Source organism: Undibacterium sp. FW305-107, assembly GCF_058788535.1.
In genome coordinates this window covers 50,303-75,088 of the sequence record NZ_JBYTAV010000003.1, presented here as the reverse complement: position 1 = coordinate 75,088, position 24,786 = coordinate 50,303, and the positions used below count along the sequence as shown (strand labels likewise).

Sequence of the window (24,786 nt, the reverse complement as noted above, 5' to 3'; positions counted from 1 at the left end):
CTGTTGGGTTTGCCGTTGTTTTTGACTTTCAGCAGTTCCCATGTGTCGACGCCATTTGTGCAGTACAGAAAATGGATTAAGAAGAGCCGCTGTTTGAGGTGTAACAGGGGTCTCGTGCAGCATTGCTGCGCGCCTGCGTAACGGCATACGCTTGCAAGCGCATGTTCCTAAGGGTAAGGCCGAAGGCGAGTTTTCGGACTTTCCCATTTTTTGTATTGCACAAATGGGAACCCCGCAGGGGCGACGACGCTTGGGTCGCGGTTCTTTGAATACTTACTTTGGCGACGCAAAGAAAGTATTTCGGCCGCCGGGCCGAGACCCGGCTTGTATCCACGGAGGGTAATCGCTTTAGTCAGAGTACGACACTCAAAAAACGACACGGCATGTCACGAACGCCGCTGGAGCGCCAGCCCGGTGGAATTACGTATTTAGAATTGCTGTTTATTAACGAATAGTCAGCCTGGTTAATATCTTCAAATTCTGCAAATGCTCAAGCTGAGCCCAAAAATCCCTCGTCCGTTTCCAGCCAGCCCAAACAAAAAACACCCTGCATACTCCCTCCATCGAACCAAACATCGAACAACCAACAAGCGAGGACACCATGCACATCAGCAGCGAATCCGCCATACTCTATTTCGGCACCCCCGTCATTCTGGTCAGCACTGTCAATGAAGATGGCAGTTTTAACCTGGCCCCGATTTCCTCCATCTTCTGGCTGGGCTGGCGCGCCGTCATAGGCGTAGGTTCCAGCTCACAAACTGCCCGCAACCTGAAAAGAAACGGCCAGTGCGTACTCAATCTGGCTTCTGTCAATGAAGTAGCAGCAGTCAACAAACTAGCGCTGACGACAGGCTCGGATGCGATGTCGGCGTGGAAGGCGGCACGCGGTTACCGGCTGGAGAGGAATAAATTTGAACTGGCAGGCTTGACGCCACAAAAATCAGAAACCGTGGCCGCAGCACGGGTGCAGGAATGCCTGGTGCAACAGGAATGCACAGTCGCGGCCATGCATGGCATAGCAGATGACGAAGCCATGTTGAAGGGTGGCATACTCACGTTCGAGTTGCGGATACAACGCCTGCATGTCGATGCGTCCTTACTGCAAGATGGCAATCCTGATCGCATAGACCCCGACAAATGGAAGCCGCTGATCATGAGCTTCCAGAAATTCTATGGGCTCGATAACCAGCAAGTGCATGCATCGACCTTATCGACGATCCCGGAAAAAGCTTACCGCAGCCCGGATGTCGATAAGGCACGCCAAATAACTAATATAGCTAAGCTGGAAGCTTAGAACCTGTTTGCGATCTGTAGCGAGCGTGCGTCAGCGGGTTGAAGAGCAGCGCATGAGGCCCGCGCTGGACTCACGTTGCGCTCGCGCTTAAGATCGTAAGCAGGTTCTTAGACCTTCATCATGGAAGCGGTGCGGGGCTTGGACAACAGCTCGGCAAAGACTTGCCAGCGGCTTTGTTCATCACCCGGCTTGGCGAGTTTTTCTACATAAGCCTTGGTCATATCCTGGCCAAGGTTGTAGTTGATAACATAGGATCTATGTTTTTCCATGAAGCGCAGGCGTTGCCGCGATCTGGCTTCGTCAGACAAGGCATATTTCATCAACATGGCGACAGCGGCTTCGGTAGCTATTTCGCCATCGAGATACTGCTTGGCGACCATGTTGCCAGCGTAAGTCAGTTTTTGCAGGACTTCCTGCACCTGATAGTAATGTTCGACTTTGGCCGGGTCTATGCCCGCCAGCGGGAACAGGACTTCTTTTTCAAAGGCCATGCGCTCTGCATGCGGGAAGGCGACTTCTATGCCGTAATTGGCACTGCCCTCAGCCAGGAAGGACATGGGTGAATACAGAGGGTAGACGCTGTATTCTACCCAGGCATTTTCATTGACCAGGTATTTCTCTATCAGCAGATTGAAGACATGGTGACCTGGGTAGCCTTCATGGCTGGCCAGGTCGATGGCACGGCTGATGAACATGGGGAAGTCGGTATTGACCTGTATCAGGCTATAGCTATTGCCCTTGTACCAGTTGTAGGCACTCCAGACCTGGTCCTTGACATATTCAATCTCAAAATTTTCTTCTTCCGGCAAGCTGATGTATTTCCTGGTGCGCGCGCGCGATTCATTGATGGCGGCCTTGAACACGGCATCGAGCTTGTCCTGCGGGATTTCAAATTGCTTGGCGTAGCTACTCAAACGCGTATTCAAATCACCCTCGCCGGGCAAGAGCTGGCTCAGCTGGGCCAGGATGGGGTCGAAATCTGCCGGGCTTAAATCGGGTGAACGGGCATCATACAAGGCCACTGACTCATCATCGAAAGACAGTTTATTACCTGCCAGATGGGCGATGTAAGTGCGTACTGCGGCGACATGCAAGCCCAAAAAATCCTGGCGCAACTCTTGCCCCGCCTCTGCAGGCGGCAGGGATTGTGCCTGTTTCGTCAATTCTTCTGCTTGCTGCAACAAGTCTGCCAGAGGCAGTTTTTGTGATGCTGCCTGCCATTCAGACGGGCCATAATAGGCATCAACATAGCCGGGGTCATGCTGGCCTACCGCCAGGACAAGTTTGACATAGGCTTCTGCCACCTGATCGAGTTTCATGAAATGCTCTCCGCATGTATTTATTACAAATTTTGTTGTATGCATTTTACTGCTCTTGGACTCCACGCGTATCGTCAAGTTCAAGGCTAATTCGTCAATGCAGTGCACAAAAATTGACATGATCTTCAGCTAACACTATATTGCGCTACCGCCTAAGCTCATCCTTACAAAAATTGAGCCATGGCGCGACACTGAGGATAGATATGCGGCCCACAAGGCAGCAAATCAAAATCAGGACTTACGCAAAATTGTTACTGCCAGTCTTTGCTGTGCGGTCGGGGTGGTTTTGCGCAAGTCCTTACATAAAATTGGAGGATACATGGCTCTGCAACAGCTGGATGATGAACAGATACGCACCTGGACACGACGACAGAAAGATCAGTGGTGGTTTGATAATGTCTACCGCAAGGACATGGCGCAGCTTACCCTGCGCTCAGCCCTGACCGGTTTCTTGCTGGGTGGCATACTGGCCGCCACGGCACTATATATCGGTGCCAAAACGGGCATTGGTATTGGTGTTGGCCTGACTTCGGTGATTTTGTCGTTTGCGATTTTCAAGATTTTGCATAGTCTGGGCGTAACTGCCGACTACAGCATACTGGAAAACAATTGCACGCAATCCATCGCCACAGCTGCAGGCTACATGATCAACCCCATGATTTCCAGCCTGGCCGCCTACATGCTGATCACCGGCAAGATCATCCCCTGGTGGCAAATGCTGGTCTGGGTCATTGTGGTGGCCTTGATAGGTGTGCTGGTGGCTTTCCCGCTGAAGCGTCGCTTTGTCAATGAAGACCAACTGCCCTTCCCAGAAGGCCGCGCCTGTGGCGTGGTACTGGACTCCCTTTACACCGATGGCGCCGGTGGCGGTTTGTACAAGGCCAAGCTGCTTGGCTACACGAGCCTGTTCGCCGGTCTGTATCAGGTCATCGTCAGCGATGGCTGGATGCGTCTGATCCAGTTCAAGATTTTACGTATGGACAAATGGGCCGGTATGACAGAGCCCTGGTACCTGCAAGAACGTCTGGATACTTATTACTACGTGGCTGCCACCAAGTTCCAGTGGTGGCTACCCAAGATCATGGGCACGGATATACGCCAACTGGGTTTACGCCTGAACCTGGATGTCGCCATGTTTGGTGTCGGCGGCTTGATGGGCGTGCGGGTTGCCAGCAGTGTCATGCTGGGTGCCTTCATCAACTTCGTCATACTGGCACCATGGATGATACAAAACGGCGACATCGCTGCACGTACCCTGCCAAATGGCACGGTGGTGGCAATTTCCCGTACCGAGATTGTCAATCAATGGGGTTTGTGGTGGGCGGTGACCATGATGGTGGTCGGCTCCATGGTGGGCTTGCTGGCTAAACCTGAACTGTTCAAGGCGGCCTTCAAATCCATGACAGGCAATGGCAAGAAAGAAAAAGATGTAGGTCCCGATCCATTGAAGGACATCGAAGTACCATTGTGGATTTCTTACGTGGGTGTACCGGTCTTGTGTGCACTGGCTGCCTGGCTGGTGAATACCTTGTTTGGCGTGCCTTACATCATGGCGCTGTTTGCCTTCCCGCTGATCTTCGTGCTGACCATTATCTGTATCAATGCGATGGCGCTGACTTCCTGGGCACCTATCGGTGCGCTGGCCAAGATCACGCAATTCAGCATGGGTGCGATAGACCGCAGCAATCCGGCCAATAACTTGCTGCCAGCCGGTATGACTGCAGACATCGCCTTCAATGCCTCTTCACTGCTGTCTGATATCAAGCCTGGTTATATGCTGGGTGGCAAGCCGCGTCATCAGGTCATCGGCCATATCATCGGTATCGTTTCTGGCGCGCTGGCTTGCGTACCGCTGTTCTTTTTGCTGTTCCTGCCACCAGATGCCAATGGTTTGCGCAGCACGGCAACTATCGTCAGCGAGCAATTCGCCTTCCCGTCTGCCTTGCAGTGGAAGGGTGTGGCAGAGATCATCGCCAAGGGCGTGAGTGGTTTGCCGACTTCTGCCATCATCGCCATGGCGGTGGCTGGCCTGTGCGCAGTGTTCATCGAAGTGACTAACGTCATCACTCGTGGCCGCTTGCCGCTGTCTGCTGTCTCCATAGGCCTGGGCGTGGTCCTGCCACCAGAATCCTGTTTCGCCATGTGGCTGGGTGCCTTGATATTCTGGTACATGGGCAAGAAAAATTCTGAAAAAGGCACTAAGGGACATACCTTCTGGGTAGAGGGTTGTGAAGCAATCAGCGCCGGTCTGATCTCGGGTGCGGCTATCCTGGGTATAGGTAATGCCATCATCAATGTGATGATGTAGTTGTATTGTAGGTTGGGCTGCGGTTTACCAGCCCAACACTCGGCGTTTAAATAACGTATACGTTTGCAGAGGCCCAGTGTTGGGCTGATGAAACGTAGCCCAACCTACGAGTCTATACCCGCAAATACCGCTGCAACAAACTGACCAGTTCATTTTTCCCCCGCAACTGAAACTCCACCGGTGCCTGGTCTATCACCAGCCTGTGCGTGAAATGCTCTATCGCATGCACCACGAAGTAGGCCTGCATCTGGCGGTCTGCAACATTGACAACGTCGGGGCGCTGGCTCAGGCAGCGTGCCACTTCTTCTATCAAAAACTGCTCTGCCTGCTTCGCGGTCTGCCGCAATTGCGCGGGCAACAATCCTTCTTCGTATAGCAACCGGTGCAAGCCGGGATTGTTCTCATGCAGGGCAATCATATGGCCAACGATGTCATGCAGTACAGGTTCAAGTGATTGTGTCGTTGTGCGCAGGGTTTCCAGCAGGCGCACACTGAGTGCCAGACCTTCAGCCAGGTGTTGTTCTGCCAATGCCGTCAGTATCGAATCCTTGTTGGGGAAGTATTGATAGAGCGAACCTATCGATACCCCGGCCCGGCTGGCAATGCGCGAAGTAGTGCCAGCGGCATAGCCAAACTCATCGAAAACATGAATAGCCGCTTCCAGGATTGCCTGCACCGTAACCTTGGAACGTTGCTGAGAAGGCTGTTTTAAAGGCTGTACGCGTGATTTAGTCATGGCAAAAACCAGCCTCCGAATGCGAATAGACAATGTGAATGATTATTCATATTATAGATCACCTCCAAAGCCATGCATTCTTCCTCATCTAAATATCATGAAACTCAATCAAGCCCGCTCAAACCAGACTTACTGGCACTGCTACCACGACCCAGCCTTGTTGACACGCGTGCTGGCTGTGGTGCAAACCCTCCATCTGCAATCCACAGGGGTGGAGTTGCACATAGACCTGTACCAGCAACGAGACAAAGCTGCTCCTGTGCTGATATTGAATCACGGCGGTGGTGGTTATGGCGGCTTGTTTGTTGGCCTGGCGCTGGCTTTTTATGAACAGGGCTATACAGTCATCGTGCCTGACCAGAAAGGCCAGGGGCGGTCAGGCGGTGCCATGGGGGACTTTACAGTGGCTGAGGCAGTGCAAAACATCGTCGATGTCGCAGCCTGGGCCAGGCAAGAATTCAGTGGATCACTTTATCTGTGCGGTGGCAGCATAGGTGGTGGCCTGACCTATGCAGCTGCCGCCGCGCTGACAAAACAGGGCAAGCCTCCGGCAGCTGCAGTTTGCCTGAACCTGTTTGACTTTGGCGACCCAGTCACTGGCCTGGCATTTACCCGCTTTGCGGCCCTGGCAAAACCCCCCGGCCTGGCCAAAGCATGCAGGATCATCAGTGGCTTGCTCGCAAAACTGGCGCCGCGCATACGCTTGCCCTACCGCCCACTCGCGCGCTTTGAAAACATGATGGATGAACGCGACCTGGCAACAGGGTTTTATGCAAAATGGCAAGCCGATCCGCTGACTCTGCGCACAGTCACGGCCCGTTATTTTGCCAGTATGCTCGATACTGCTTTTGCGATACCGCTTGAGGAAAATAAGCAAGTGCCGGTACTGGTCATCAACCAGAAGCGCGACAAGATGGTGAAGCCACAACTGACGCTGGATTGCTACCAGCGCCTGTCTGGTCAAAAAGCCTATGTCGAAATTGACTGGGGGCATTTTTCTTTGCAAACAGAGTTTAATGCTGAGCTTATTCATCTGGGCACGGAATGGCTCAAAAACATGGTTCATTTCAATCACCGTGCGCTGCGGGAACAGTGTTAACCCTGAACATTTTTTTGCACAGGCTATTCTCAGCTAAAGCCATTCCTGGGTGTGCTAGCCCACCACAGCCGCGCCTGACGCATAATAAGTAATTTCAAACCGGATGCCATCGGCATCTTTCATGAACAAAGCCAGTGAACCACCAAGGTTTTGCATTGCTGGCACGTCAAACCCTGCCTCATGCATGCTTTGGCGGATTTGCATGACCTGCTCTGCCGATGTAGCGCCAAAACCCAGGTGATTCATGCCTGCACCATAGCGCTCATAGGGACGGGTATCAGGGTGTGCCTGCAAGAACTGGAAATAGAAACCCTCACCATCGGTCCAGACCTGAGGCCCGCTCTCGACAAAACCCAGTTGTGGCAACAGGCACTCATAGTAGGGCATGCTGGTTTCCAGTGAACTCACCAGCAGGGAGATATGATCTATCTTCATTTGCTTGCTCCCGCTGTCGTGGGCATGGGGTTTTGCAGGCTCTCGCTATCCCAGGTTTCTGACAATATCCAGTAACGCTGTCCATCGAAATATAGCTGGATATTATTGATGCCGCGCCCCGTCACTTCACCTTCGGGAGCCTGGCGCGTTTCATAAGTGCTCCAGATGTGGATGGAGCTACCAAAACTTTTCACTTCGCGCTTGATTTCCCGCTCATGGAAGCCAGCATCGTAGACCGGCTTGCTCCAGGCATGAAATTCCTGAACAGAAAAAACCAGCAGTTGCGGTTCGCCATCCTTGCCATGCACGACCGGAAAAATTTGCGCCCTGGGATGATGCAGGGAGATGTCCCTGGCAATATTGCGTGGCGTATTGGCCGGGCCAGAGACAACATCATAATAGGCGTGCATAATGCCATCAATGCTGCTGACATCTGCCGCCAGTGGGTAAGCCGTGGCAACCGGGGTAACCGCGGCAACCGCCAGGTTTGAAAATATATTCAACAACATCATGCTGGTCAGCAAATTCACCAGTACTTTCCTGCCCAGAAAACTGGCCTTGCGTATATATTGCTTTTGCATACAAACTCCCTGTCAATGAAGCCCACAGTATCTTGTAGCAACATCATCGTGACTAGCGACAAATACGCACCAGGGTATAGAGAAAAACTCACTGAATAAAAAACATAGGCATGCGAAAAATTCCTGGTTTGAATGATTTACGTATTTTTGAAGCGGCGGGCCGCTTGCAGAATTTTCGTCTGGCAGGCCAAGAACTCAATCTGACACACAGCGCAGTCAGCCACCGCATACGCTCACTGGAAACACAATTGGAGCTGGAATTATTCGAGCGTCAAAACGGTGTCCGGTTGACCGACGCCGGGCGCGAACTGCATATGGCAGTCACCCTCTCGCTGGACCAACTGAGTACGGCAATCGACCGCATCACCCAGCACCACCAGAACCCGCGTCAGGTGGTCAGGATCGCCAGCCTGCCAGCTTTTGCCTCTTACTGGCTACTGCCCAGATTGCATGATTTTTATCTGGCCCATCCCGATATCTCGGTACAAATACAGGCCAGTGTGGAACTGGCAGAACTGGGCGAGAACGGTGTCGACCTGGCCCTGCGGTTTGGCACTGGTCATTGGGCCAATGTGCAGGCCCGCAAACTAATGTCTGAATACTATTACCCCTTAGCCTCACCAGATTTTATCGCCAGACACCAGCCTGCAACCCCCCGGGACTTGCTCACATTGCCCCTTCTGGTACACGCCAATACCAGGGGCGCAGGTTCCTCCTGGTCAGCCTATTTCAAGGCTTTGGGATTGCCTGCGCAACAGACTTTGCGCAGCATCAGCTTTGATGACAGCAACCTGGTTTTGCAAGCAGCCGAGCATGGACATGGCATTGCCTTTGAGCGTCACAGCCATGTCAGCGCCAGGATCAGGCAAGGGTATTTGCAAAGACTTTTTGACAGTGGCTTGCAAAGCCAGAGTCACTATTATTTACTTTCCACAAAACAAGGCTTGAGCATCAAGGCCGTTCAATGCGTGCATACATGGCTCATCGAACAGGCACAAGAATTTAGTTTACAAAGTGCAACAGAGTTGAGCCAGCTGCGGTGTCTGAATTTACCGGACAACCACACCTCGTCAGACCTCCAGGAAAAGCTGGACTAAGCGACCTGCTACAAAAAAATACAAAATTGTGACATTTCATGACATCCAAACAGACTGGTCGCGCGTTAAAGCTGAACCAGGTCACTTTTATTTACCCTTGCCGGGAAGAAATCCATGTCCGCCCCAGATCAGCCAGTTTTACGGAAAAAAATCCGTCATCGTCCCCTGTTGAAAATTGCCGCTTTGGCAGTGGCCAGCCTGTTTTATATAGGCACGGCTCAGGCTCAGGATGAGCCGCCTGGGCGTGTCGCCAGGGTCAGTTACTCTTATGGCAATGTCAGTTTCGCTGATGCCGGTAGCAATAGCTGGAGTTCGCTGGTACAGAATCGTCCCATCTCTACCGGCGACAGTCTGCAAGTACCTTATGCCGGTAAAGCGGAATTGCATGTAGGGCCGAATGCCTTGCGCATGGCAGAAAATACACGCATGAGTTTCAGCCTGCTCGACGATGACAACACCCAAATTGACCTGAACCAGGGCAGCATGGTGATACGTGTGCGTGAACTCAGCAATAAAGAAAACTTTGACATACGCACCCCAAATCTGGTGTTCTCGCTGCAAGAACCGGGCGAATACAGGATTAACGTCAATGATGACAACACCACCACCGTGCTGGTGCGGCGTGGCACAGCCATAGCACGTGGCGAACGCGATACTGTCACTATCAGGCAAGGTGAACAATCTCGTTTCTCAGGCAGTAACCTGCAACACACCATGATAGGCTACGTACCGCCACCCGATACTTTTGACCTATGGGCTGCTGACCGTGACCGTGCTGAAGAAAATCTGGAAACCGTGCGCTATGTTTCGCGCGAAGTGATCGGCTATGAGCAGCTTGATCAATACGGCGCATGGGAAACCACCGCCGACTACGGCGCAGTCTGGTATCCACGTCAGGTCAGCGCCACCTGGGCACCTTACCGCGACGGCAGTTGGGTATGGGTTGCGCCGTGGGGCTGGACCTGGGTAGACCGTGCGCCCTGGGGATTTGCACCTTACCATTATGGCCGCTGGGCTTATGTAGGCACACGCTGGGCCTGGGTACCTGGCCCACGTCAGCATCATGTGCGCCCGGTGTATGCGCCAGCTTTGGTCGCCTTTGTCGGCGGCAGCACTTACATCAACAATCATGGATCCAGGCCAGGCTCACACCCTTCTGTTGCATGGTTCCCGCTTGGGCCTGGCGAAGTCTACAGGCCTGGCTACACCCACAATAACCACTATATACAACGACTGAATCAAAACATGGTGGTCAACAGCAGCATCACAAATGCCCGCTTCGTAAACCAGGGTGTGCGTAATGCTGTGACGATAGTGCCAACCAATACCTTTGTACGTGGCGAGCATGTATTACCGGTGTCCAGAAATCCTGTCGCAGCAGTACAAACCCGCCAGGCCCCGGTGGTAGTCACTGAGGCACCGAATATCACGCCAGTCAATAATAACCGCTTTGGTGAAGCACGCCAGGGCAATTTGCGTAACGGTGAACAGTTCAGGCAAAGAAACCTGGACATGCCACCAGCGCGGGCTGCGGGTACCATCACCAATCAGAATCCGAATGAAATCCGTTCAGTGAACCGTCCGGCAGAAATAAATGGCAATCCACGTGCACAAAACAATGGCGTGGGGACACAGAATGCACAGCCAAATACGGTATCGGGCATTATTTCAAATGCAGTCAATACACCGCCTGCAAATGCCAACAGTATTGCCCCTGCGAATAATCCAACCAACCAGGGCATGGGCAATATGAACCGCAGCCCGGAAATACAAGGCAATGCGCCACGCCAATATGGCAACGGCATGCGGGATAATGTCAATCAAGGTGTTAATCAGGGCGGCAATAATTACAATCAGAGGCAGCAAGTCAATATTGCACCAGCGACACCGGCAGCAACGGTGAATGTACCACCCAATAATAATGTGGCTCCACCGGTCAATGTCATCAGCAATACGCCCATGCGTACGCCGAATGCCAATACACCGGCCAACAATGCCATCATGAATTCACCTAATACTGTGAACCAGGGCAGGCCCGAAAGCAATGACAGGTCATCCAGATATGGCAATAGCTTCAACAATAATCCACAGCAAGAACCGCGCGTTGAACGCCAGCCGGATCGCATAGACCGTGGCAATGAAAGACCGGTTGAACGCGCAAGGGAAAGACCCGTTCCAGTCGCGCCAGTCGAAAGAGCAGTGGAAAGGCCGGTAGAGAGAGCGCCAGCACAAGCACCCATGATACAGCCAGCACCCCAGCAGGCACCACGCATGGAGCCACGGATGGAACAGAGACAGGCTCCTGCACCAGCGATAGTGCATACGCCTGCACCAGCGCCGATGCCAGCACCAGCTCCACGGGCAATGCCTGCACCTGCCCCCACACCAGCACCTGCGCCTGCCCCAAGAGCTGAACCACCGAAAGAAAAGGATGATCCACGCAATGCGAAAATACGTGGTTTGAGCGAGCGTTAATCCTTAAACCCTTAAGCTTAAAAAGCCAGCCTGTCCGGTCATACGGGACGAAGGGCTGGCTTTTTCTTTTCTGCTCGTCACTGCTTTACTCTGCGTACTGCCAGGCTGATGCTCTTGCCTGACTATTGTTTCCTCAGATCGCCTCTCCTGATTAGATACCCCAGATCCCCCTGTTAGTCCCGCCACCAAGATGTGACGAAAGCATGCTGCAGAGGTTCGGTTTTGTTGAACCAGCCCTCCAGTTTTTTGCCCAAACTGACATGCCATGCAAGGCATGCGGAATCACTTCGCTCACCAATAATCAGAGGCTACGATGCTTACATCACCTACGTTACGACCATTGCAACTATTACGGCTGTTGCCACTGTTACCGCTCATCACAGGCATCTGCATTTTATTTTCTGCTAGCAGTGCTGTTGCCCAAACAATTTCTCCTGCCTTTGCTGTCACCCTCGATATGCAGGGCATACGCTATGCGTCGCACCAGGCTGCAAGCCCACAGAATGCCACGCAAGAAATCAAACTCAAGCAGCAATTGATACTGCAAAGCGATGGACAATTCCGTTCCATCAGTGAATCACTCTGGCCAGGCAATATCAGGTTTCATTTCCTGACGACGGGTAACAAGGATGGTGTAGCGGCGGTCGATTTGCTGCAATGGCGGCAGGGTATTGAGATAGACAGGGACAATGCAACAGAGGCACGCAAGGCATACGCCGACTTGCTGTTTCTGAGCCCGGCATTATTGCTGGAACATGCCAGCATGCGCGTGTCCGCCAGCTTAGCAGGTGCAGAGAGTGAAAAATACGAGAAAATAAATTTTAGTGATGCTGCGGGACGGCCTGCCAGCATGATTATTGAGCGCAGCAGCGGCCAGGTAATGAGCGCCAAAACTGCCACATCTGCTTATGAATATGCAGACTACAGCGCGGTACAAAATTTCAAACAACCAAGGCAGATTACGATCAAAAATGGTGACAAGCTGGTACTTCAATGGAGTATCAATGCTCAAGTACCTGTGCATCTTGATGCCCACGCTTTTGACTTGCCAACAGGCTATGTAGAAAAGCAAGACAAAGGCGCATTCCGCGCCACCATGATAGCCCCCGGCACTTACCGGGTCGATGGTAACGAATCCGGTTATCACACAAGTTTTTCGGTAGGCACACATAGCGTGGCAATCTATGATGCCCCAATCAGTGTTGCCGAAACCGCCAAAGTCAGGGCATTGATAGAGCAGACTGCACCCGGCCGCAAACTTGCCTATGTCGTGCTGTCACATACCCATCGCGACCATATCGCTGGTACACCAGCGTACATGCATGAAGGTGTACAGGTTTTGACAGGCAAGGATGGCAAGCTGGCCGTGGAGCGGCAACTGGGTCAGGAAGTTGCCAGCAGGGTGAGCGAAGTCAGCACAGCATGTGATCTCGATCTTGGTGGCCGCAGTATCCGCATTTATCCCATGACAAGCAGCCATGCGTCAGACATGCTGGTGGCTTATGACGCAGTTAACCAGATTGTGTTTCAGGGCGACTTGTTCTATCTGCCAGAAATTGGCCCCATCCCGCCAGTGTTTGATGTCGGCCTGGAACTGGATAGCTTAATCAAACAATATCAGCTCCAGGTGCAACAACTGGTCGGTGTACATGGCCGCAGCGGGACTATCATGGATTTTCAAAAAGCACTGGAGTTGAGAATGGCAGAAAAATCAGGCACAGGAAAAAACTAATACGTCTTTGAAATCAAATCCCATTTGTAGAAAACTGTGTCGGCATGCGGTTTAACCAACACAGTTTTCGCATACCTCTATCATCAGTGCGGCAATTGTTGTAAATTCCGGTAATACGATCATCTTGCAAAGCACTCGCAATACAGTCTCTTAAATACAGTCTTTACAGACTATCATCACAGTCTGCAAATGTTGCTTACATTTTGCACAATAAGATAATGGTTCAAGATGCGCCCGGAAAAATTTCCCTCCTTCGCCAGCTATTCCACACTGCTTAAAACCTTGCTGGTTTGTACATTGGTATTGCCTTCGTTTCTGATGCATGTGCAGGCGCAGGAACTGCAAATTTTTACCGAAGACTGGCCACCCATCAGTTTTGGCAACGGCAATAAAGCAGAAGGCATGGCAGTCGAAGTCGTGCAAGCCATGCAGGCACATATAGGCAGCAGTCAGCCCATACAGGTTGTGCCCTGGGCGCGTGGCTACAAGGCCTTGCTGGAAGAACCCAATACCCTGTTGTTCACCGTCGGCAGATCAGAAGAGCGCGAAAAACTCATGGTCTTGTTAGGCCCTATCGCCATCTCGACCACGTCTTTATATACGCGCAAAGGCAATGCCGCACGCCTGCACAGCATGGGGGACGAGATACAAAAACTCAAGGTCGGAGCCTACCGTTCCAGCATCTTTGCAGATACCGCCCGCAAGAAGGGTTTTCAAAATATAGAACAGGCACCAACACCGCAAATCATCGCCAATATGTTGCTGGCCAAGCGTTTTGATTTATGGGTAGAGGGCAGCCTTGTGGTGTCATCGGTACTGAAAGAAATAGGCCGCTCTGCGGACGATGTAGAAAAAGTCAAAGTCCTCGACAGCCTGGAACTGTATCTGGCTTTTTCCACCTCCACTCCAGCAAGCACCATCAAGGTCTGGGAAGATGCCTTGCGCTGGCTGAAGAAAGAAGGTCACTTCGCCCGCATCCATCAAAAATGGCTGCCGAACGAGCCACCACCGATGGCGGTGATACGGCTCGATCCACCTGGCAAGCCCTGAACATGGCCTCAGGCCATGACGATATTTTCCAAATTAAAAGAAAAAGGTGTGGGATTGCGACCTGGACCACCACCTGTCATGACAATGTCCGCACTCGCTATACCCAGCAGTGATAATTCAGTATTGATATTCGAAATAATGGCCGAGTTCATGACCTGACCTTGTTCGACCTGAGAAGCAACGCCTATCCAGATTGTTGGCTCGAATTCGAAGACTGCTTTTTGCTGAGGAGCGATGGAAGTTTTGATCGCCAGCAATTTCCCATTCTTATAAATGGATGCATTGATAGCACCTTTCGACAAGTCATTGAGCACTTGTACTTCCTTGGCACTGGTGCCATCGCCACAAGCAACCAACCTGTCACCGGAAGACGTTAGCCTCATACAATATAGGTTGCCATATTCCGCGCCCATTTGCGGTGTATGGTTGCCCCATGAATCACTCGCTCCGACAGCCATGCTCATGGGAAAAGTAAAGGGGTGATTGTCGCCAACACCGCAGTATTTGATGACCATCCAGGCAACGGACAATTCATCAAAATTTGGTGCCACATTTTTTTGGAAAATGATGACTTCAGAATTATTGACGTCATTCGAATTATTGATGAAGTTCAGTTGGATATCCATGTCAGACCCTTTGATTTTAAGATGAGGTTTTGGTATAAATCGCAGCATTAGCGTGGCAGGCAGGATGCATGGAATACCCATCCACAAACTTCGAAGACAATAGCATATCTTTAACTTTCAAAATTAAAACTTACTCGTCTGGCCTCCATCTCTTTCCCAGATATTTCAAGACAACAAGGCCACCAGCGCCGTTGGATGTATATGCCAGCCCATCAAGCCTGCCAGGCCCATGAATACACCAAAGCCGGTAGGTACCAGGGTCACAAAATACAGCCAGCGCTGCCTGGTCAGGGCAGTCACTGCCAGCAAAGAAATGGCTATCGCCAGCAAGGCATCTGACAAGTCAAATTGATCATCCTTGTAATTCGCATTGTCATAATCGATCTGGTCTTGCTCAGCCTGTTTTTTCAACTCTTCTTTTTTCTCGTGCTGCTCTTTGCCCAACTTCGCATAACTGTCTATGGCTGCCTGATACTCTGCTTTCTGGTCGGCAGGCGCATTTTTGGAGGCCAGACGCAGTTGCAATTCTGTTGATTTGGCCAGTTCTTCCCGCATGTTCCTGGCCTGGTAAAAGGCCCAGTGATCTATCTTGTTGGCTTGTGATTGCTGCATGGCCTGAACGATATTGTCATCCTTGACCTTGCATATGCCCATGAAGGTCGCCAGCAAAGCCACGGTGATGGCAACCCAGATATTCAACTGGCGGGTGGCCTTGTCTTGCCTGGCTTCTTCCTGCTGTTCTGTTAATTGCTCTACGGTTTCCACGGGATCTATATCCATATCTGAACTCTCTGACTCTCAAAAAAAATCTAAAAATCGAACAGGCTGTCATGCAATTAGCTGGACAATTTCACATCAACCGCAGTCCCACCCAGTTGCGGCAAGCGACGCCCATCCCGCACGCATTCATACAGCAAGTACAAGGCATAGCCAAGACAGGCCAGGCGTATGCCACGGTCCAGCCTTTGCAGGTCCAGTATAGCTGGCAAGCCTATGTTATATATCAGTGCATCAAGCTGACTGAACAAGAAGAACAACGCAGCATACATGGTATTTTGTACTATGTTTAATTGCAGTTTCAATTTACTCCACACAGGCTGTAGTGCACACCAGATGCAAAATGCAATGGAGCACAGCAGCAGTGCACTCATCCACGGCAAGTAGCTTGCAATGGCAGGCGAAAAATCCACGCGCAACTGTTGCAGGCTAGTGTCTGACATCCACAATTTATGCCAGATCAGCAGCAGGATAAAACCACAGCTGGCTAAATCAGTGATGATGTCGCTGCCACGTATCCGTTGCCATTCATATTCCTGCTCAGGTAAATCCTGCGCCCGCCAAGTCTTGTTATTAGCCCAGTTGGGTAACATCCCGCTTTTGGCAGCCAGATAAAATGCCACCGTCACCGAGGTAAATACCAGCGTCCCTTGCTCAACAAACCCGGCCAGTAATTGCATCATTGCCTGCAATACCTTGTAATGCTCCGCCTGTAAAAACACTGCCGCACTTTTCAATGTTTGCAATAGCAGAGTAATGCCAAGGGCGTAACTCATGACGAGCTTATAGGCAGGCATTAACTCACTGCTGACCAGAGGCGTGACTGGCATATAACGCGCCGCTACCTGAGCCGGATGACCCAGTTTCTGCAATATGCCTGTCACTTCTTCCTCAGACGCCTCCCTGCCTGCTTGTTCCCGGATGGCATCAAGTTGATCCAGAATATTGGCTTGTAATTCACGGCCTATGTCTTCCCTTTGCGCCAGCGGCAATTCCTGTTTCACCGCATGTATGTATTTTTGCAGCAGAGTCATCGTCCAGTCTCCAAGATAGTAGTCAGCGTGCCATTCAAGGCTTGCCATTCCTGCGTGAGTTTTTCCAGTAATTCCACACCTTCTTGCGACAGGATGTAATAGCGCCTCTCGCGGCCCTCACCCTGTTGCCATTCACTGTCCAGCAAACCCTGGTCAGCCAGCCGCCTGACCAGGGGGTATAAAGTACCCTCGTCTATATCCAGACCATGGTCGAGCAAGGCTTTGCGCAGGGAGTAACCATACTGTGCCTGCCGCAATGAACCCAGTACGGCCAGCACCAGCGCGCCGCGCCGCAATTCCAGACGCATTTTGTCCAGCCGGTCTTCTGACATGTCTTTGATTCCTTCCTGTTTTATCAATACTGTGTCACACACAGCATAATACTATGCGCCACACAGTAAAAATACAAGCTCTATTTGCATGCCTTGGGAATACTCACTGGCAGGTTTTGATCCCATGTTTCCCGTATTCATCAGATTTTTTTTGCTTTCGTCGGAAAATGCGAGACGAAAGCCGCGCAGGCAATTATTCTTGGCAGCAATCGCAAATAAGAAGGAAATAACAATGTTCACGACTATCTGGTTTATCTTACGTGCCAGTTTTGGCTGGAGTGCGCTGATCATGTTCACGACGATATTGATCGTGAATGGCATTTTCAGGAACCGCATGCCGGGTGAATTTATCCTCATACCTCTCAGCCTCGTCGTGCTGGTCATGGGCATCAGCTTTTCGCACGTGCGCCGGGTACGCCTGATTGCCAGCAAGGTGGACACCAGCACGCTGGCCAACCGCCAGCGCCGCCAGATAGAAATCCCGCTGGAAGCCAGCGAAGCTTTCGAGCTGGTCGATGCCGCCATCCGCGAATTGCCAGGTGCGGAAGATACCGAGAGCGCCAGAGACAGCCTGCAGATACGTGCCAAGATCAAGCGCATAGACCCTTACCAGGCCAACTTCATTGACGAGCTGAAGGTGCTGGATTTTCTGACGACCAAACGCAACCAGATTCTCGCTACCATCACACCCGGCGATGGCGTAGGCAGCCTGACCTTGATTTGTGAACCTGAGCGCCCGGCGTGGACGGATTTTTTCCTCGTCGATAATGGAACCAATCTGGAAAATGCCGAAGCCATCACCCGCGCCATTACCCGCCGCATTGCAGAACGCAGACGCAAGGAAAAAGCCAGCGCGGCCCAATCTGTGACTGAAAAAGAATTGACGGTAGCCAAACTCAACTTGCTGCATGCCCAGGTAGAACCGCACTTCCTGTACAACACCCTGGCCAGTGCACAATTATTGACGCGGGCTGATCCAGCAGCGGCTGATCAGATGCTGGGCAATCTGATCACTTACTTGCGTCACTCCCTGCCCCGTACTGAAGATACGGCCTCAACCATAGGGGAAGAACTGGAGAGATCCATCGCCTATCTTGACATCATGAAGATACGCATGGGCACACGTCTCAATATACAAATCCAGGTACCGGCAGAATTGAAAACCCTGCCCTTCCCCATGATGATGTTGCAAACCCTGGTGGAAAACGCCATCAAGCATGGCCTGGAACCCAAGACCGGTGGCGGCACAATATGGATCATCGCCAGACAGCATGAAGGGAATGTCGCTGTCACTGTAGCTGATGACGGCAATGGTTTGGGGACAGAAATTGGCGGTACCGGCATAGGCCTGAAGAATGTGCGTGAACGCCTGCGTCTGGCACATGGCAATGCGGCGAGTTTTGTGCTGGTCGGTAACTTCCCCAGCGGCGTTGCAGCCACGATCACCGTACCTGCTGTAACTGTCACTGCCAAGGGAGAACAACATGCCTAAGTGTGTCGTTGCCGAAGACGAGAGCCTGCTGCGTGAAGCCTTGTTGCAGCAACTGAGCATGGCCTGGCCGGATCTGGAAATTGCTGCTGCCTGCGATGATGGTGGCAGTGCGCTGGAAGCGATCGCCACGCATCAGCCAGATGTGGTATTTCTCGATATACGCATGCCGGGTTTGAGCGGGTTGGAAGTGGCCGCCGCCATGACAGAAGTCAGCCCGCAAAGCCAGATCGTGTTCGTCACTGCCTATAACCAGTATGCGATTGATGCCTTTGAAAAAGGCGCAGTCGATTACCTGCTGAAACCGATTACCCAGGACAGATTGCTGGCCACCGTCAAGCGTCTGCAAATGCGTGCACTGACCGGCACGGCTGATTTGCAGGCCATCAGCACACTGGTGCGCCAGCTCAGTGGTGGCCCGGCAGACATGCCCAAGCCTGCACCGCTGGTGTGGATCACCGCCAGCGTGGGCAATGAAACCCGGCTCATCATGGTCGACGATATTGCCTACTTCCAGGCTGACAGCAAATACACCGTGGTCATGACAGCCGAGGGTGAGTCCCTGCTGCGCAAACCGATACGCGATTTGCTGCAGGTGCTGGACAACAGCATGTTCAAACAGATACACCGCTCCACCATAGTCAACCTGCGTGCGATTGCCTCGATCAGCCGCGAGGATAGTGGCAAGGGTCTGGTCAAACTCAAGACCAGACCGGAGACGCTGAGCGTCAGCCAACCCTTCATGGTCTTGTTCAGGAATATGTGATGCGCAATTTCAATAGTCGGGTCTTTATGCAGGCACTGGTGCACGCATTGATACACGCAAGCAAGTCCCTGCTGGCGTTGTCAGCAGCAGTCAGCCTCAAAGTGCTGGATGCGCAGGACAGCAATGGCAATTATCTGTATGCACGTGGCCGCCACAAGTATTTTGGCATAGGTGCGCTGGTCATTTTCTTTGCCCTGTTTGCCGGTTATGGCATGGCGCATATGCTGGCCAGCATGGTGAATGTCAGCAGTACCGGTGCCATTATTGCTGGTTGTTTGTGGGCGGTATTCCAGTGGTGTCTGGAAAGACAGATGATCATGTCGATACAATCGGATGCCAGTTGGCGGGCCAAGAGTATGGGCCTGTTCTGGCGCAGCCTGCTGGCCTTGCTGTCTGCGATTACCATGGTCTATCCTTTTTTTGTCGACAGCAACCGTGCCGAGATCACGGTGAAAACCGGTGAACTGGAACGCACCCGCCTGATCCAAAACCTGCAAAGCGCGCAGCTGGCAACTGGCTTGCCCACGCTTCAACAGGATGTGGCAGCGCTGGATGACAAACTGCAAAAGGCAGAAGACAAACTGCACAGCGAGCCACCGCAAATGGCAGAGATGCGCCAGCAATTGCAGACTCTGCGTGAGCAGGCAAAAATAGAGGAGCGCCGCGCCAATGGTCAGATCGCCAACTGGCGCAAGGCCATGACTGTAGCCTTGCCTGCAGAAGCTATTTTGCTGGAACAGAAAATCAGCGCAGCACAAAACCGCATCAACGCTGCCAAAGCCAGGTGTTTGCGGCAAGAGCAAGACATCAACACAACCCTGATCGCCTGGCGCAAAGAGAAACTGGCAGAGAAAGCGCAAGTGGCAGAAGAACGTCATGAGGCAAATGCCATCGCCAGCAAAGCCAGGGCAGATGCGCAAGCGCTGGAAAAAATCCAGACTGAGCATATACAGGCAGCATCCCATGCAGGTTTTGCTGCCGACTTCGCAGCCACCTGGGACATGCTGCAAAACGACATGCACAGGCGCCTGCAATTCATCTGGTGGTTGCTATGGTTTTTGACGATAGAACTGGTTGCCATCGTCGTCAAGTTCACCAGCCATACCGATGTCGATGCGCGGCTGAATGCAGATGAACATTTGCTCAAGTTCGACATCAGCAGCAACTTCACCTTGCGTCAGGCACAAATTGAAGTCGGGCAATTGCGCGAGATGACGGCAATCAAAGGCGAACGTGCTGCACTGCAGGCAGACGATGGCATCAGTGCAGCTGCACTCGCAACCATCAGGCGAATGCAGCAACTGGAGCAACAGGCCGAACTTAGTTCCAGCATCAGTTCCAGCAACGCCTCATCTGGTTTGCGGTCTTTGTTGCAAGAAACCCTGAACACCATGAATGCGAATTTTTTACGCTTGCTGACGAATAAATAAGGAATGCAAGGATTACAATAGCAGCACGATTATTCCTGGTTCATATCCTCATGAAACTTGCTCGTATCAGCGTTGCAATCCTGTTCAGTGTATTCAATGCGGCCAATGCTGCCGACGCCTGGGTGCCACAAACCAGTGGCACTGAGGTTGAATTACGTGGTCTGTCTGTCGTCAGCCCCAAGATCGCCTGGGCCAGTGGTGCCAAGGCCACGGTTTTGCGTACTGTCGATGGTGAACGCTGGCAGGTGATAGAGGTAGCAGGCGCAGAAGGCCTGGACTTCCGTGACATCCATGCCTTTGATGCCAAGCACGCGATTATCATGAGTGCCGGGCCGGGTGCCCTGTCACGCCTGTATGAAACCCGGGATGGTGGTGCCAGCTGGCAATTGCTGAAAACCAATGAAGCCAAGACCGGCTTCTGGGATGCGATCTCATTTTCTGACGCCAGACAGGGTATGCTGTTTGGCGACCCCGTCGAAGGCCAATTCCAGATCCTGGTGACGACGGATGGCGGCCTGAACTGGCAGGAAAACAAACACCCCGGTTTGACCGCACTACCCAATGAAGGCGCGTTTGCTGCCAGCGGCACCTGTGTTGCCACCTATGGCAACCAGCATGCCTGGATAGTCACTGGCGGTGCCAGTCAGGCACGTGCCTTTGCCAGTACAGATGGCGGCATCAGTTGGTCGGCTGCAATCCTGCCCCTGCCTGCAGCAGCGGCCAGCAAGGGCGCGTTCTCGGTCGCTTTCCTGGATGAAAAAAATGGCATGGCAGTAGGTGGCGATTACAAACTACCGCAGCTCAACAGCCTCAACGGTGTACGCACCGAAGACGGTGGCCAGACCTGGCAGCCAGCCCAGGTATTACCGCAAGGCTTCATGTCTGTCGTTACCACCGTGCCGGGTGCAGCAAAAACCTATGTCGCAGCAGGCCTGGCGGGTTCGGGTATCTCACATGACGCGGGCAAAACCTGGAAAGTACTGGATAAAACCCCGGTTAATACCGTGGCCTTTGCCAATGCCAAAAGCGGCTGGGCAGTCGGACCAAAAGGCTTGCTCATGAAATTTAATTATGTGTCAAAATAACACTCATCGATAAACATCAAAGTGTCCGGAGTGTCCGATGTGTCCGGCTGGGTGTGCAACAGCGGACAGTTTGCTGGCGACTTTGCAACAGATACCCGTACGCTGCAACTGGTGACATAGATATTGGTAGCAATTTTATACTCTGGCACGTTCTTTGCAATTAGCATTGCCAGACTGTCGTTCTGTAACAGCTGCGTTGTCGTAAAAAGGAATAAAAAAATGAAAACGAGACTGAACTTGCTGGTCAAACTGGGACTTGTCAGCTGCGCGCTGGGTACCATGCTGGTCGCCAGTGCCGCACCTTTGGCAGTATCCAATCTGGATGCCCAATTGATATCCTACTTCCGCCCCTACGCACCTGCGGCTGAAGTACTGGTCAAAAAAATGGAAAAAAACTTGCCCGCAGACAAGACTGACGCTACGGCCAAGTCCAAAAACAAGGCTGTCAATGACACGCAATTGTGCGTTGACAGTGAAGCCGACAAGCATCTGGAAGCCGAAGGTTTGCCGGGCAAACAGTCTGACATGCCGAAACTGCGCTAAGGTATCGCCGTTAGTATTAACTCCGGCATCATGATCTTCATTCAGCACCATGCAAAAAAACGCGACGCTGCAACGCAGTTGGAGCTTCGCGTAAGCCCTCCTGCCTAATTTGCCTAATGTGTCGCCCCACCAGCGATACGCAAATCCTTGTCCGTTTTCAATACACTTTCCAGCACTTTCAAAATCGCTGTTTTCAGCATATCCAGCGGCATGCTGGCAGCACCTGCATGGGCGACTGCCTGTTCCGGCAAATAGGGAATGTGAATGAAGCCTGCTCTTTGTATGCTATCCATCCTGGATGCCATATGCATGAGGCCGTAAAACACATGGTTGCAGACAAAGGTACCGGCAGTCTGTGATATCGATGCGGGTATACCGCTCAGGTGCAATTCCTGCGCTATTGCCTTGATCGGCAGGCTGGTGAAATAGGCAGCAGGGCCGCCGTCTATGACGGGCACGTCCACAGGTTGCACGCCGACATTGTCGGGTATGCGGGCATCATCGACATTAATGGCGATGCGTTCGAGGCTGATGTCGGCGCGGCCACCTGCCTGGCCCAAGCAAATCACGATGGCGGGCTTATGTTGTCTGAGTACTTCTTCCAGCATATGCAATGAATTTGTAAATTCGCAGGGCAGTCGGGTGCTGACGATCTGGTGATTGTCCCCAATGAGCAAGCCATCCAGCCTGCGCACCACTTCCCAGGAGGGATTGCTTTGCTCGCCGCCAAAGGGATCAAATCCCGTCAGTAAAATGCGTTTCATGCCAGCCTCCAGGCCCGCTCAGGGAAAGACAAAGAAATGTATCAACAGAATATTGCAGGTCAGCACCAGCAACGCTGTCGGTACCTGCACTTTAATCACTTGATACTTATCTTGCAACTCCAATAAGGCGGCTGGCACGATATTGAAGTTGGCCGCCATCGGTGTCATCAGTGTGCCGCAATAACCAGAGAACATGCCTATCGCCACCAGTGCAGCCGGGTTGGCATGGTGCTGGTTGATCAGGAATGGCAGGGCGATACCGGCAGTCATGACAGGGAAAGCCGCAAAAGCATTGCCCATGATCATGGTGAACAAAGCCATGCCTATGCAATACATGATAATGAGGGTCATGCGGCTGTCAGGGTTGATGAAGAGTTTGACGATGTCCTGTATTGATTGCCCGGTCTTGGCCGCGACAAACACACCACCCAGCATGGCCAGCATCTGCGGCAGGATCAGCGCCCAGCCTATCGCGTCCACCAGGCGTCGCGACTCACGTACGGCTTGCATAGGCGTGCCACGGGTGTACAGACAAGCCAGGCCCAGCGCGCAGATACATGCTATGCATAGTGCAGTCAGAGTCAGGTTCTTTTGGTCCAGCAAAAACCAGCCACCAAATTGAAAGTCTTTGACCACGACGGTCAATATGACGGTAACGATGGGGATGGTCAGCGCCGGGATGAAGATACGGTTGCCGAGCTCGCTGGCGATTTGCAGACGCGCCGGCCTGTCGTGATCCACGTGCCTGCCCATACCCAGCAAATTCGCTCCTGCCAGCGCAGCCATCAACAAGACTGTGATGCCAACGATACGGTAAGTCAGCGGCTTGCCCAGCGTTGCCAGCATAAGGTCACCAAACAAAAAACTGAAACCGAACAGTAACCAGAACAAGGCCGTGGTGATACGGCGCGGGTTACTGGTATCACGCAGCGTCATGAAAGCCACCAGCATGACGATGATGCCAATGAGGTAAAGCACCAGATTGATACTGACCAGGCTGTTCATGCGTTCACCACCGCATTTGTCTGCTCTGTCTGACTGGCTTGATTACTCTTCCGCCAGGCCGCAATGTCTTTCGCAATACTGGCATCCAGCCGTGACAGGCGGAACAGGTGTATCAGCAAGGCGCACAGCGCGGTTGGTATGCCCCAGATACCTATCGCCAGCGGCTCCACACCAGCGATGCCGTTTTCCTTGAGGAAGGCAGTCATCAGCAGCACAGCACCAAAGGCGATGAAGATATCTTCCCCAAAGAACAGCGCGACATTGTCACAGGCCGCGGCATGGGCAGCGATGCGGTCACGTATCGCAGGTGGCAGGTCACCATGCAAATTGCTGGCGGCACCTTCGGCCATAGGTGACAGCAAAGGCCGCACAGTTTGCGCCTGCCCGCCCAGGCTCAGCAAACCCATGGCGGCACTGGCTTCACGTACGACGAAATACAGCATCAGGATACGGCCAGTAGTTGCACTACGTATGCTCGCTACCCATTGCTGGGCACGTTCACGCAAGCCATAGTGTTCAAGCAGGCCTATGATGGGCAAAATCAATAATGAACTCGTGAGTTGCCTGCTATTGAGGAATTTTTCACCGAAGGTTTCGAGCAGGCTAATGAAATCCATGCCGACGGCGAAGCCTGTGCCGAGTCCCGCGATGGTGACGACCAGCAAGGGGTTAAAGCGCAGGGCAAAGCCGATGACAACCAGGGGGATGCCTATCAGGGGCAGTAGTAATGCCAGGTTCATGCGGTCTCCTGTTTTGTTTTTTCTATAGTGCCTGGCCGAACATATGCTCCTGGTAAAAACCGCTAAGAC

Annotated in this window: 22 protein-coding genes and 1 pseudogene; 12 read left to right on the top strand and 11 right to left on the bottom strand. The window is 52.4% G+C overall.

Annotated elements, in window-relative coordinates:
* Positions 1-601 precede the first annotated feature (601 nt).
* On the top strand, positions 602-1,294 hold the full coding sequence (locus tag AC3WQT_RS07490) for a flavin reductase family protein (RefSeq protein WP_492703229.1): 693 nt from the start codon (positions 602-604) through the stop codon (positions 1,292-1,294).
* A gap of 107 nt (positions 1,295-1,401) precedes the next feature.
* Here AC3WQT_RS07490 and AC3WQT_RS07485 read toward each other — a convergent pair whose 3' ends face one another.
* A complete protein-coding gene (locus AC3WQT_RS07485; protein ID WP_492703228.1) occupies positions 1,402-2,613 on the bottom strand; it encodes a hypothetical protein in 1,212 nt (403 codons plus the stop codon).
* A gap of 319 nt (positions 2,614-2,932) precedes the next feature.
* Here AC3WQT_RS07485 and AC3WQT_RS07480 point away from each other — a divergent pair, with 319 nt between their 5' ends.
* Positions 2,933-4,921, top strand: coding sequence for an OPT family oligopeptide transporter (locus AC3WQT_RS07480; RefSeq protein ID WP_492703226.1), 1,989 nt, complete (start codon positions 2,933-2,935; stop codon positions 4,919-4,921).
* A gap of 112 nt (positions 4,922-5,033) precedes the next feature.
* Here AC3WQT_RS07480 and AC3WQT_RS07475 read toward each other — a convergent pair whose 3' ends face one another.
* Positions 5,034-5,657, bottom strand: coding sequence for a TetR/AcrR family transcriptional regulator (locus AC3WQT_RS07475; RefSeq protein ID WP_492703225.1), 624 nt, complete (start codon positions 5,655-5,657; stop codon positions 5,034-5,036).
* A gap of 97 nt (positions 5,658-5,754) precedes the next feature.
* On the opposite strand from AC3WQT_RS07475, the gene AC3WQT_RS07470 reads away from it, so the two are divergent.
* Positions 5,755-6,756 (top strand): alpha/beta fold hydrolase, encoded by a 1,002-nt coding sequence (locus AC3WQT_RS07470; protein WP_492703224.1) that lies wholly within the window; start codon positions 5,755-5,757, stop codon positions 6,754-6,756.
* Between the two features lie 54 nt (positions 6,757-6,810).
* Here the strand turns inward: AC3WQT_RS07470 and AC3WQT_RS07465 are convergent, their stop codons facing one another.
* Together AC3WQT_RS07465 and AC3WQT_RS07460 are read right to left on the bottom strand one after the other, a co-directional pair.
* Positions 6,811-7,191, bottom strand: coding sequence for a VOC family protein (locus AC3WQT_RS07465; RefSeq protein ID WP_492703223.1), 381 nt, complete (start codon positions 7,189-7,191; stop codon positions 6,811-6,813).
* Positions 7,188-7,772, bottom strand: coding sequence for a hypothetical protein (locus AC3WQT_RS07460; protein WP_492703222.1), 585 nt, complete (start codon positions 7,770-7,772; stop codon positions 7,188-7,190). Before AC3WQT_RS07460 ends, AC3WQT_RS07465 begins: the two co-directional genes overlap by 4 nt.
* 110 nt (positions 7,773-7,882) lie before the next feature.
* On the opposite strand from AC3WQT_RS07460, the gene AC3WQT_RS07455 reads away from it, so the two are divergent.
* The 4 genes and pseudogenes from AC3WQT_RS07455 (at position 7,883) to AC3WQT_RS07440 (ending at position 14,126) form a co-directional block, all read left to right on the top strand.
* Positions 7,883-8,869, top strand: coding sequence for a LysR substrate-binding domain-containing protein (locus AC3WQT_RS07455; protein ID WP_492703221.1), 987 nt, complete (start codon positions 7,883-7,885; stop codon positions 8,867-8,869).
* Positions 8,870-8,983: 114 nt separating this feature from the next.
* Positions 8,984-10,042: pseudogene (locus tag AC3WQT_RS07450) on the top strand (DUF6600 domain-containing protein); the annotation flags it as partial.
* A gap of 1,615 nt (positions 10,043-11,657) precedes the next feature.
* On the top strand, positions 11,658-13,076 hold the full coding sequence (locus tag AC3WQT_RS07445; RefSeq protein ID WP_492703220.1) for an MBL fold metallo-hydrolase: 1,419 nt from the start codon (positions 11,658-11,660) through the stop codon (positions 13,074-13,076).
* A gap of 228 nt (positions 13,077-13,304) precedes the next feature.
* Positions 13,305-14,126: a substrate-binding periplasmic protein gene (locus AC3WQT_RS07440; protein ID WP_492703218.1), complete on the top strand. Its 822-nt coding sequence runs from the start codon at positions 13,305-13,307 to the stop codon at positions 14,124-14,126.
* An 8-nt stretch (positions 14,127-14,134) separates the two neighbouring features.
* Here AC3WQT_RS07440 and AC3WQT_RS07435 read toward each other — a convergent pair whose 3' ends face one another.
* The 4 genes from AC3WQT_RS07435 to AC3WQT_RS07420 form a co-directional block, all read right to left on the bottom strand.
* Positions 14,135-14,752 (bottom strand): hypothetical protein, encoded by a 618-nt coding sequence (locus AC3WQT_RS07435; RefSeq protein WP_492703217.1) that lies wholly within the window; start codon positions 14,750-14,752, stop codon positions 14,135-14,137.
* Between the two features lie 165 nt (positions 14,753-14,917).
* A complete protein-coding gene (locus AC3WQT_RS07430; RefSeq protein WP_492703215.1) occupies positions 14,918-15,532 on the bottom strand; it encodes a DUF4337 domain-containing protein in 615 nt (204 codons plus the stop codon).
* Positions 15,533-15,588: 56 nt separating this feature from the next.
* Positions 15,589-16,563 (bottom strand): hypothetical protein, encoded by a 975-nt coding sequence (locus AC3WQT_RS07425; RefSeq protein WP_492703214.1) that lies wholly within the window; start codon positions 16,561-16,563, stop codon positions 15,589-15,591.
* On the bottom strand, positions 16,560-16,895 hold the full coding sequence (locus tag AC3WQT_RS07420) for a PadR family transcriptional regulator (protein ID WP_492703212.1): 336 nt from the start codon (positions 16,893-16,895) through the stop codon (positions 16,560-16,562). The genes AC3WQT_RS07425 and AC3WQT_RS07420 overlap by 4 nt, the downstream gene beginning before the upstream one ends.
* Positions 16,896-17,127: 232 nt before the next feature.
* Between AC3WQT_RS07420 and AC3WQT_RS07415 the strand changes: the two genes are divergently transcribed.
* From AC3WQT_RS07415 to AC3WQT_RS07395, 5 genes are all read left to right on the top strand, one after another.
* Positions 17,128-18,387, top strand: coding sequence for a sensor histidine kinase (locus tag AC3WQT_RS07415; protein ID WP_492703211.1), 1,260 nt, complete (start codon positions 17,128-17,130; stop codon positions 18,385-18,387).
* Entirely contained in the window at positions 18,380-19,150 is a 771-nt protein-coding gene (locus AC3WQT_RS07410) for a LytR/AlgR family response regulator transcription factor (protein ID WP_492703210.1), read from the top strand. The genes AC3WQT_RS07415 and AC3WQT_RS07410 overlap by 8 nt, the downstream gene beginning before the upstream one ends.
* A complete protein-coding gene (locus AC3WQT_RS07405; RefSeq protein WP_492703209.1) occupies positions 19,150-20,580 on the top strand; it encodes a DUF4407 domain-containing protein in 1,431 nt (476 codons plus the stop codon). The genes AC3WQT_RS07410 and AC3WQT_RS07405 overlap by 1 nt, the downstream gene beginning before the upstream one ends.
* 50 nt (positions 20,581-20,630) lie before the next feature.
* Complete coding sequence (locus AC3WQT_RS07400) at positions 20,631-21,665, top strand: WD40/YVTN/BNR-like repeat-containing protein (RefSeq protein ID WP_492703207.1); 1,035 nt, start codon at positions 20,631-20,633, stop codon at positions 21,663-21,665.
* A gap of 219 nt (positions 21,666-21,884) precedes the next feature.
* Positions 21,885-22,208, top strand: a complete 324-nt coding sequence (locus tag AC3WQT_RS07395; protein WP_492703205.1) for a hypothetical protein — start codon at positions 21,885-21,887, stop codon at positions 22,206-22,208.
* A gap of 113 nt (positions 22,209-22,321) precedes the next feature.
* On the opposite strand, the gene pcp is transcribed toward AC3WQT_RS07395, so the two are convergent.
* Genes pcp through AC3WQT_RS07380 form a run of 3 tightly spaced genes read right to left on the bottom strand, consistent with a single transcriptional unit; the run spans position 22,322 to position 24,717 of the window.
* Positions 22,322-22,972: a pyroglutamyl-peptidase I gene (pcp, locus tag AC3WQT_RS07390; RefSeq protein ID WP_492703204.1), complete on the bottom strand. Its 651-nt coding sequence runs from the start codon at positions 22,970-22,972 to the stop codon at positions 22,322-22,324.
* Positions 22,973-22,990: 18 nt separating this feature from the next.
* On the bottom strand, positions 22,991-23,977 hold the full coding sequence (locus tag AC3WQT_RS07385; protein WP_492703203.1) for a DUF979 domain-containing protein: 987 nt from the start codon (positions 23,975-23,977) through the stop codon (positions 22,991-22,993).
* Entirely contained in the window at positions 23,974-24,717 is a 744-nt protein-coding gene (locus AC3WQT_RS07380) for a DUF969 domain-containing protein (protein WP_492703202.1), read from the bottom strand. The genes AC3WQT_RS07385 and AC3WQT_RS07380 overlap by 4 nt, the downstream gene beginning before the upstream one ends.
* Positions 24,718-24,786 lie beyond the last annotated feature (69 nt).

Excerpts from the sequence above, each read along its gene's own strand:
- AC3WQT_RS07490 (WP_492703229.1), top strand. The coding sequence starts at position 602 with ATGCACATCAGCAGCGAATCCGCCATACTCTATTTCGGCACCCCCGTC.
- AC3WQT_RS07485 (WP_492703228.1), bottom strand. The coding sequence starts at position 2,613 with ATGAAACTCGATCAGGTGGCAGAAGCCTATGTCAAACTTGTCCTGGCG.
- AC3WQT_RS07480 (WP_492703226.1), top strand. The coding sequence starts at position 2,933 with ATGGCTCTGCAACAGCTGGATGATGAACAGATACGCACCTGGACACGA.
- AC3WQT_RS07475 (WP_492703225.1), bottom strand. The coding sequence starts at position 5,657 with ATGACTAAATCACGCGTACAGCCTTTAAAACAGCCTTCTCAGCAACGT.
- AC3WQT_RS07470 (WP_492703224.1), top strand. The coding sequence starts at position 5,755 with ATGAAACTCAATCAAGCCCGCTCAAACCAGACTTACTGGCACTGCTAC.
- AC3WQT_RS07465 (WP_492703223.1), bottom strand. The coding sequence starts at position 7,191 with ATGAAGATAGATCATATCTCCCTGCTGGTGAGTTCACTGGAAACCAGC.
- AC3WQT_RS07460 (WP_492703222.1), bottom strand. The coding sequence starts at position 7,772 with ATGCAAAAGCAATATATACGCAAGGCCAGTTTTCTGGGCAGGAAAGTA.
- AC3WQT_RS07455 (WP_492703221.1), top strand. The coding sequence starts at position 7,883 with ATGCGAAAAATTCCTGGTTTGAATGATTTACGTATTTTTGAAGCGGCG.
- AC3WQT_RS07445 (WP_492703220.1), top strand. The coding sequence starts at position 11,658 with ATGCTTACATCACCTACGTTACGACCATTGCAACTATTACGGCTGTTG.
- AC3WQT_RS07440 (WP_492703218.1), top strand. The coding sequence starts at position 13,305 with ATGCGCCCGGAAAAATTTCCCTCCTTCGCCAGCTATTCCACACTGCTT.
- AC3WQT_RS07435 (WP_492703217.1), bottom strand. The coding sequence starts at position 14,752 with ATGGATATCCAACTGAACTTCATCAATAATTCGAATGACGTCAATAAT.
- AC3WQT_RS07430 (WP_492703215.1), bottom strand. The coding sequence starts at position 15,532 with ATGGATATAGATCCCGTGGAAACCGTAGAGCAATTAACAGAACAGCAG.
- AC3WQT_RS07425 (WP_492703214.1), bottom strand. The coding sequence starts at position 16,563 with ATGACTCTGCTGCAAAAATACATACATGCGGTGAAACAGGAATTGCCG.
- AC3WQT_RS07420 (WP_492703212.1), bottom strand. The coding sequence starts at position 16,895 with ATGTCAGAAGACCGGCTGGACAAAATGCGTCTGGAATTGCGGCGCGGC.
- AC3WQT_RS07415 (WP_492703211.1), top strand. The coding sequence starts at position 17,128 with ATGTTCACGACTATCTGGTTTATCTTACGTGCCAGTTTTGGCTGGAGT.
- AC3WQT_RS07410 (WP_492703210.1), top strand. The coding sequence starts at position 18,380 with ATGCCTAAGTGTGTCGTTGCCGAAGACGAGAGCCTGCTGCGTGAAGCC.
- AC3WQT_RS07405 (WP_492703209.1), top strand. The coding sequence starts at position 19,150 with ATGCGCAATTTCAATAGTCGGGTCTTTATGCAGGCACTGGTGCACGCA.
- AC3WQT_RS07400 (WP_492703207.1), top strand. The coding sequence starts at position 20,631 with ATGAAACTTGCTCGTATCAGCGTTGCAATCCTGTTCAGTGTATTCAAT.
- AC3WQT_RS07395 (WP_492703205.1), top strand. The coding sequence starts at position 21,885 with ATGAAAACGAGACTGAACTTGCTGGTCAAACTGGGACTTGTCAGCTGC.
- pcp (WP_492703204.1), bottom strand. The coding sequence starts at position 22,972 with ATGAAACGCATTTTACTGACGGGATTTGATCCCTTTGGCGGCGAGCAA.
- AC3WQT_RS07385 (WP_492703203.1), bottom strand. The coding sequence starts at position 23,977 with ATGAACAGCCTGGTCAGTATCAATCTGGTGCTTTACCTCATTGGCATC.
- AC3WQT_RS07380 (WP_492703202.1), bottom strand. The coding sequence starts at position 24,717 with ATGAACCTGGCATTACTACTGCCCCTGATAGGCATCCCCCTGGTTGTC.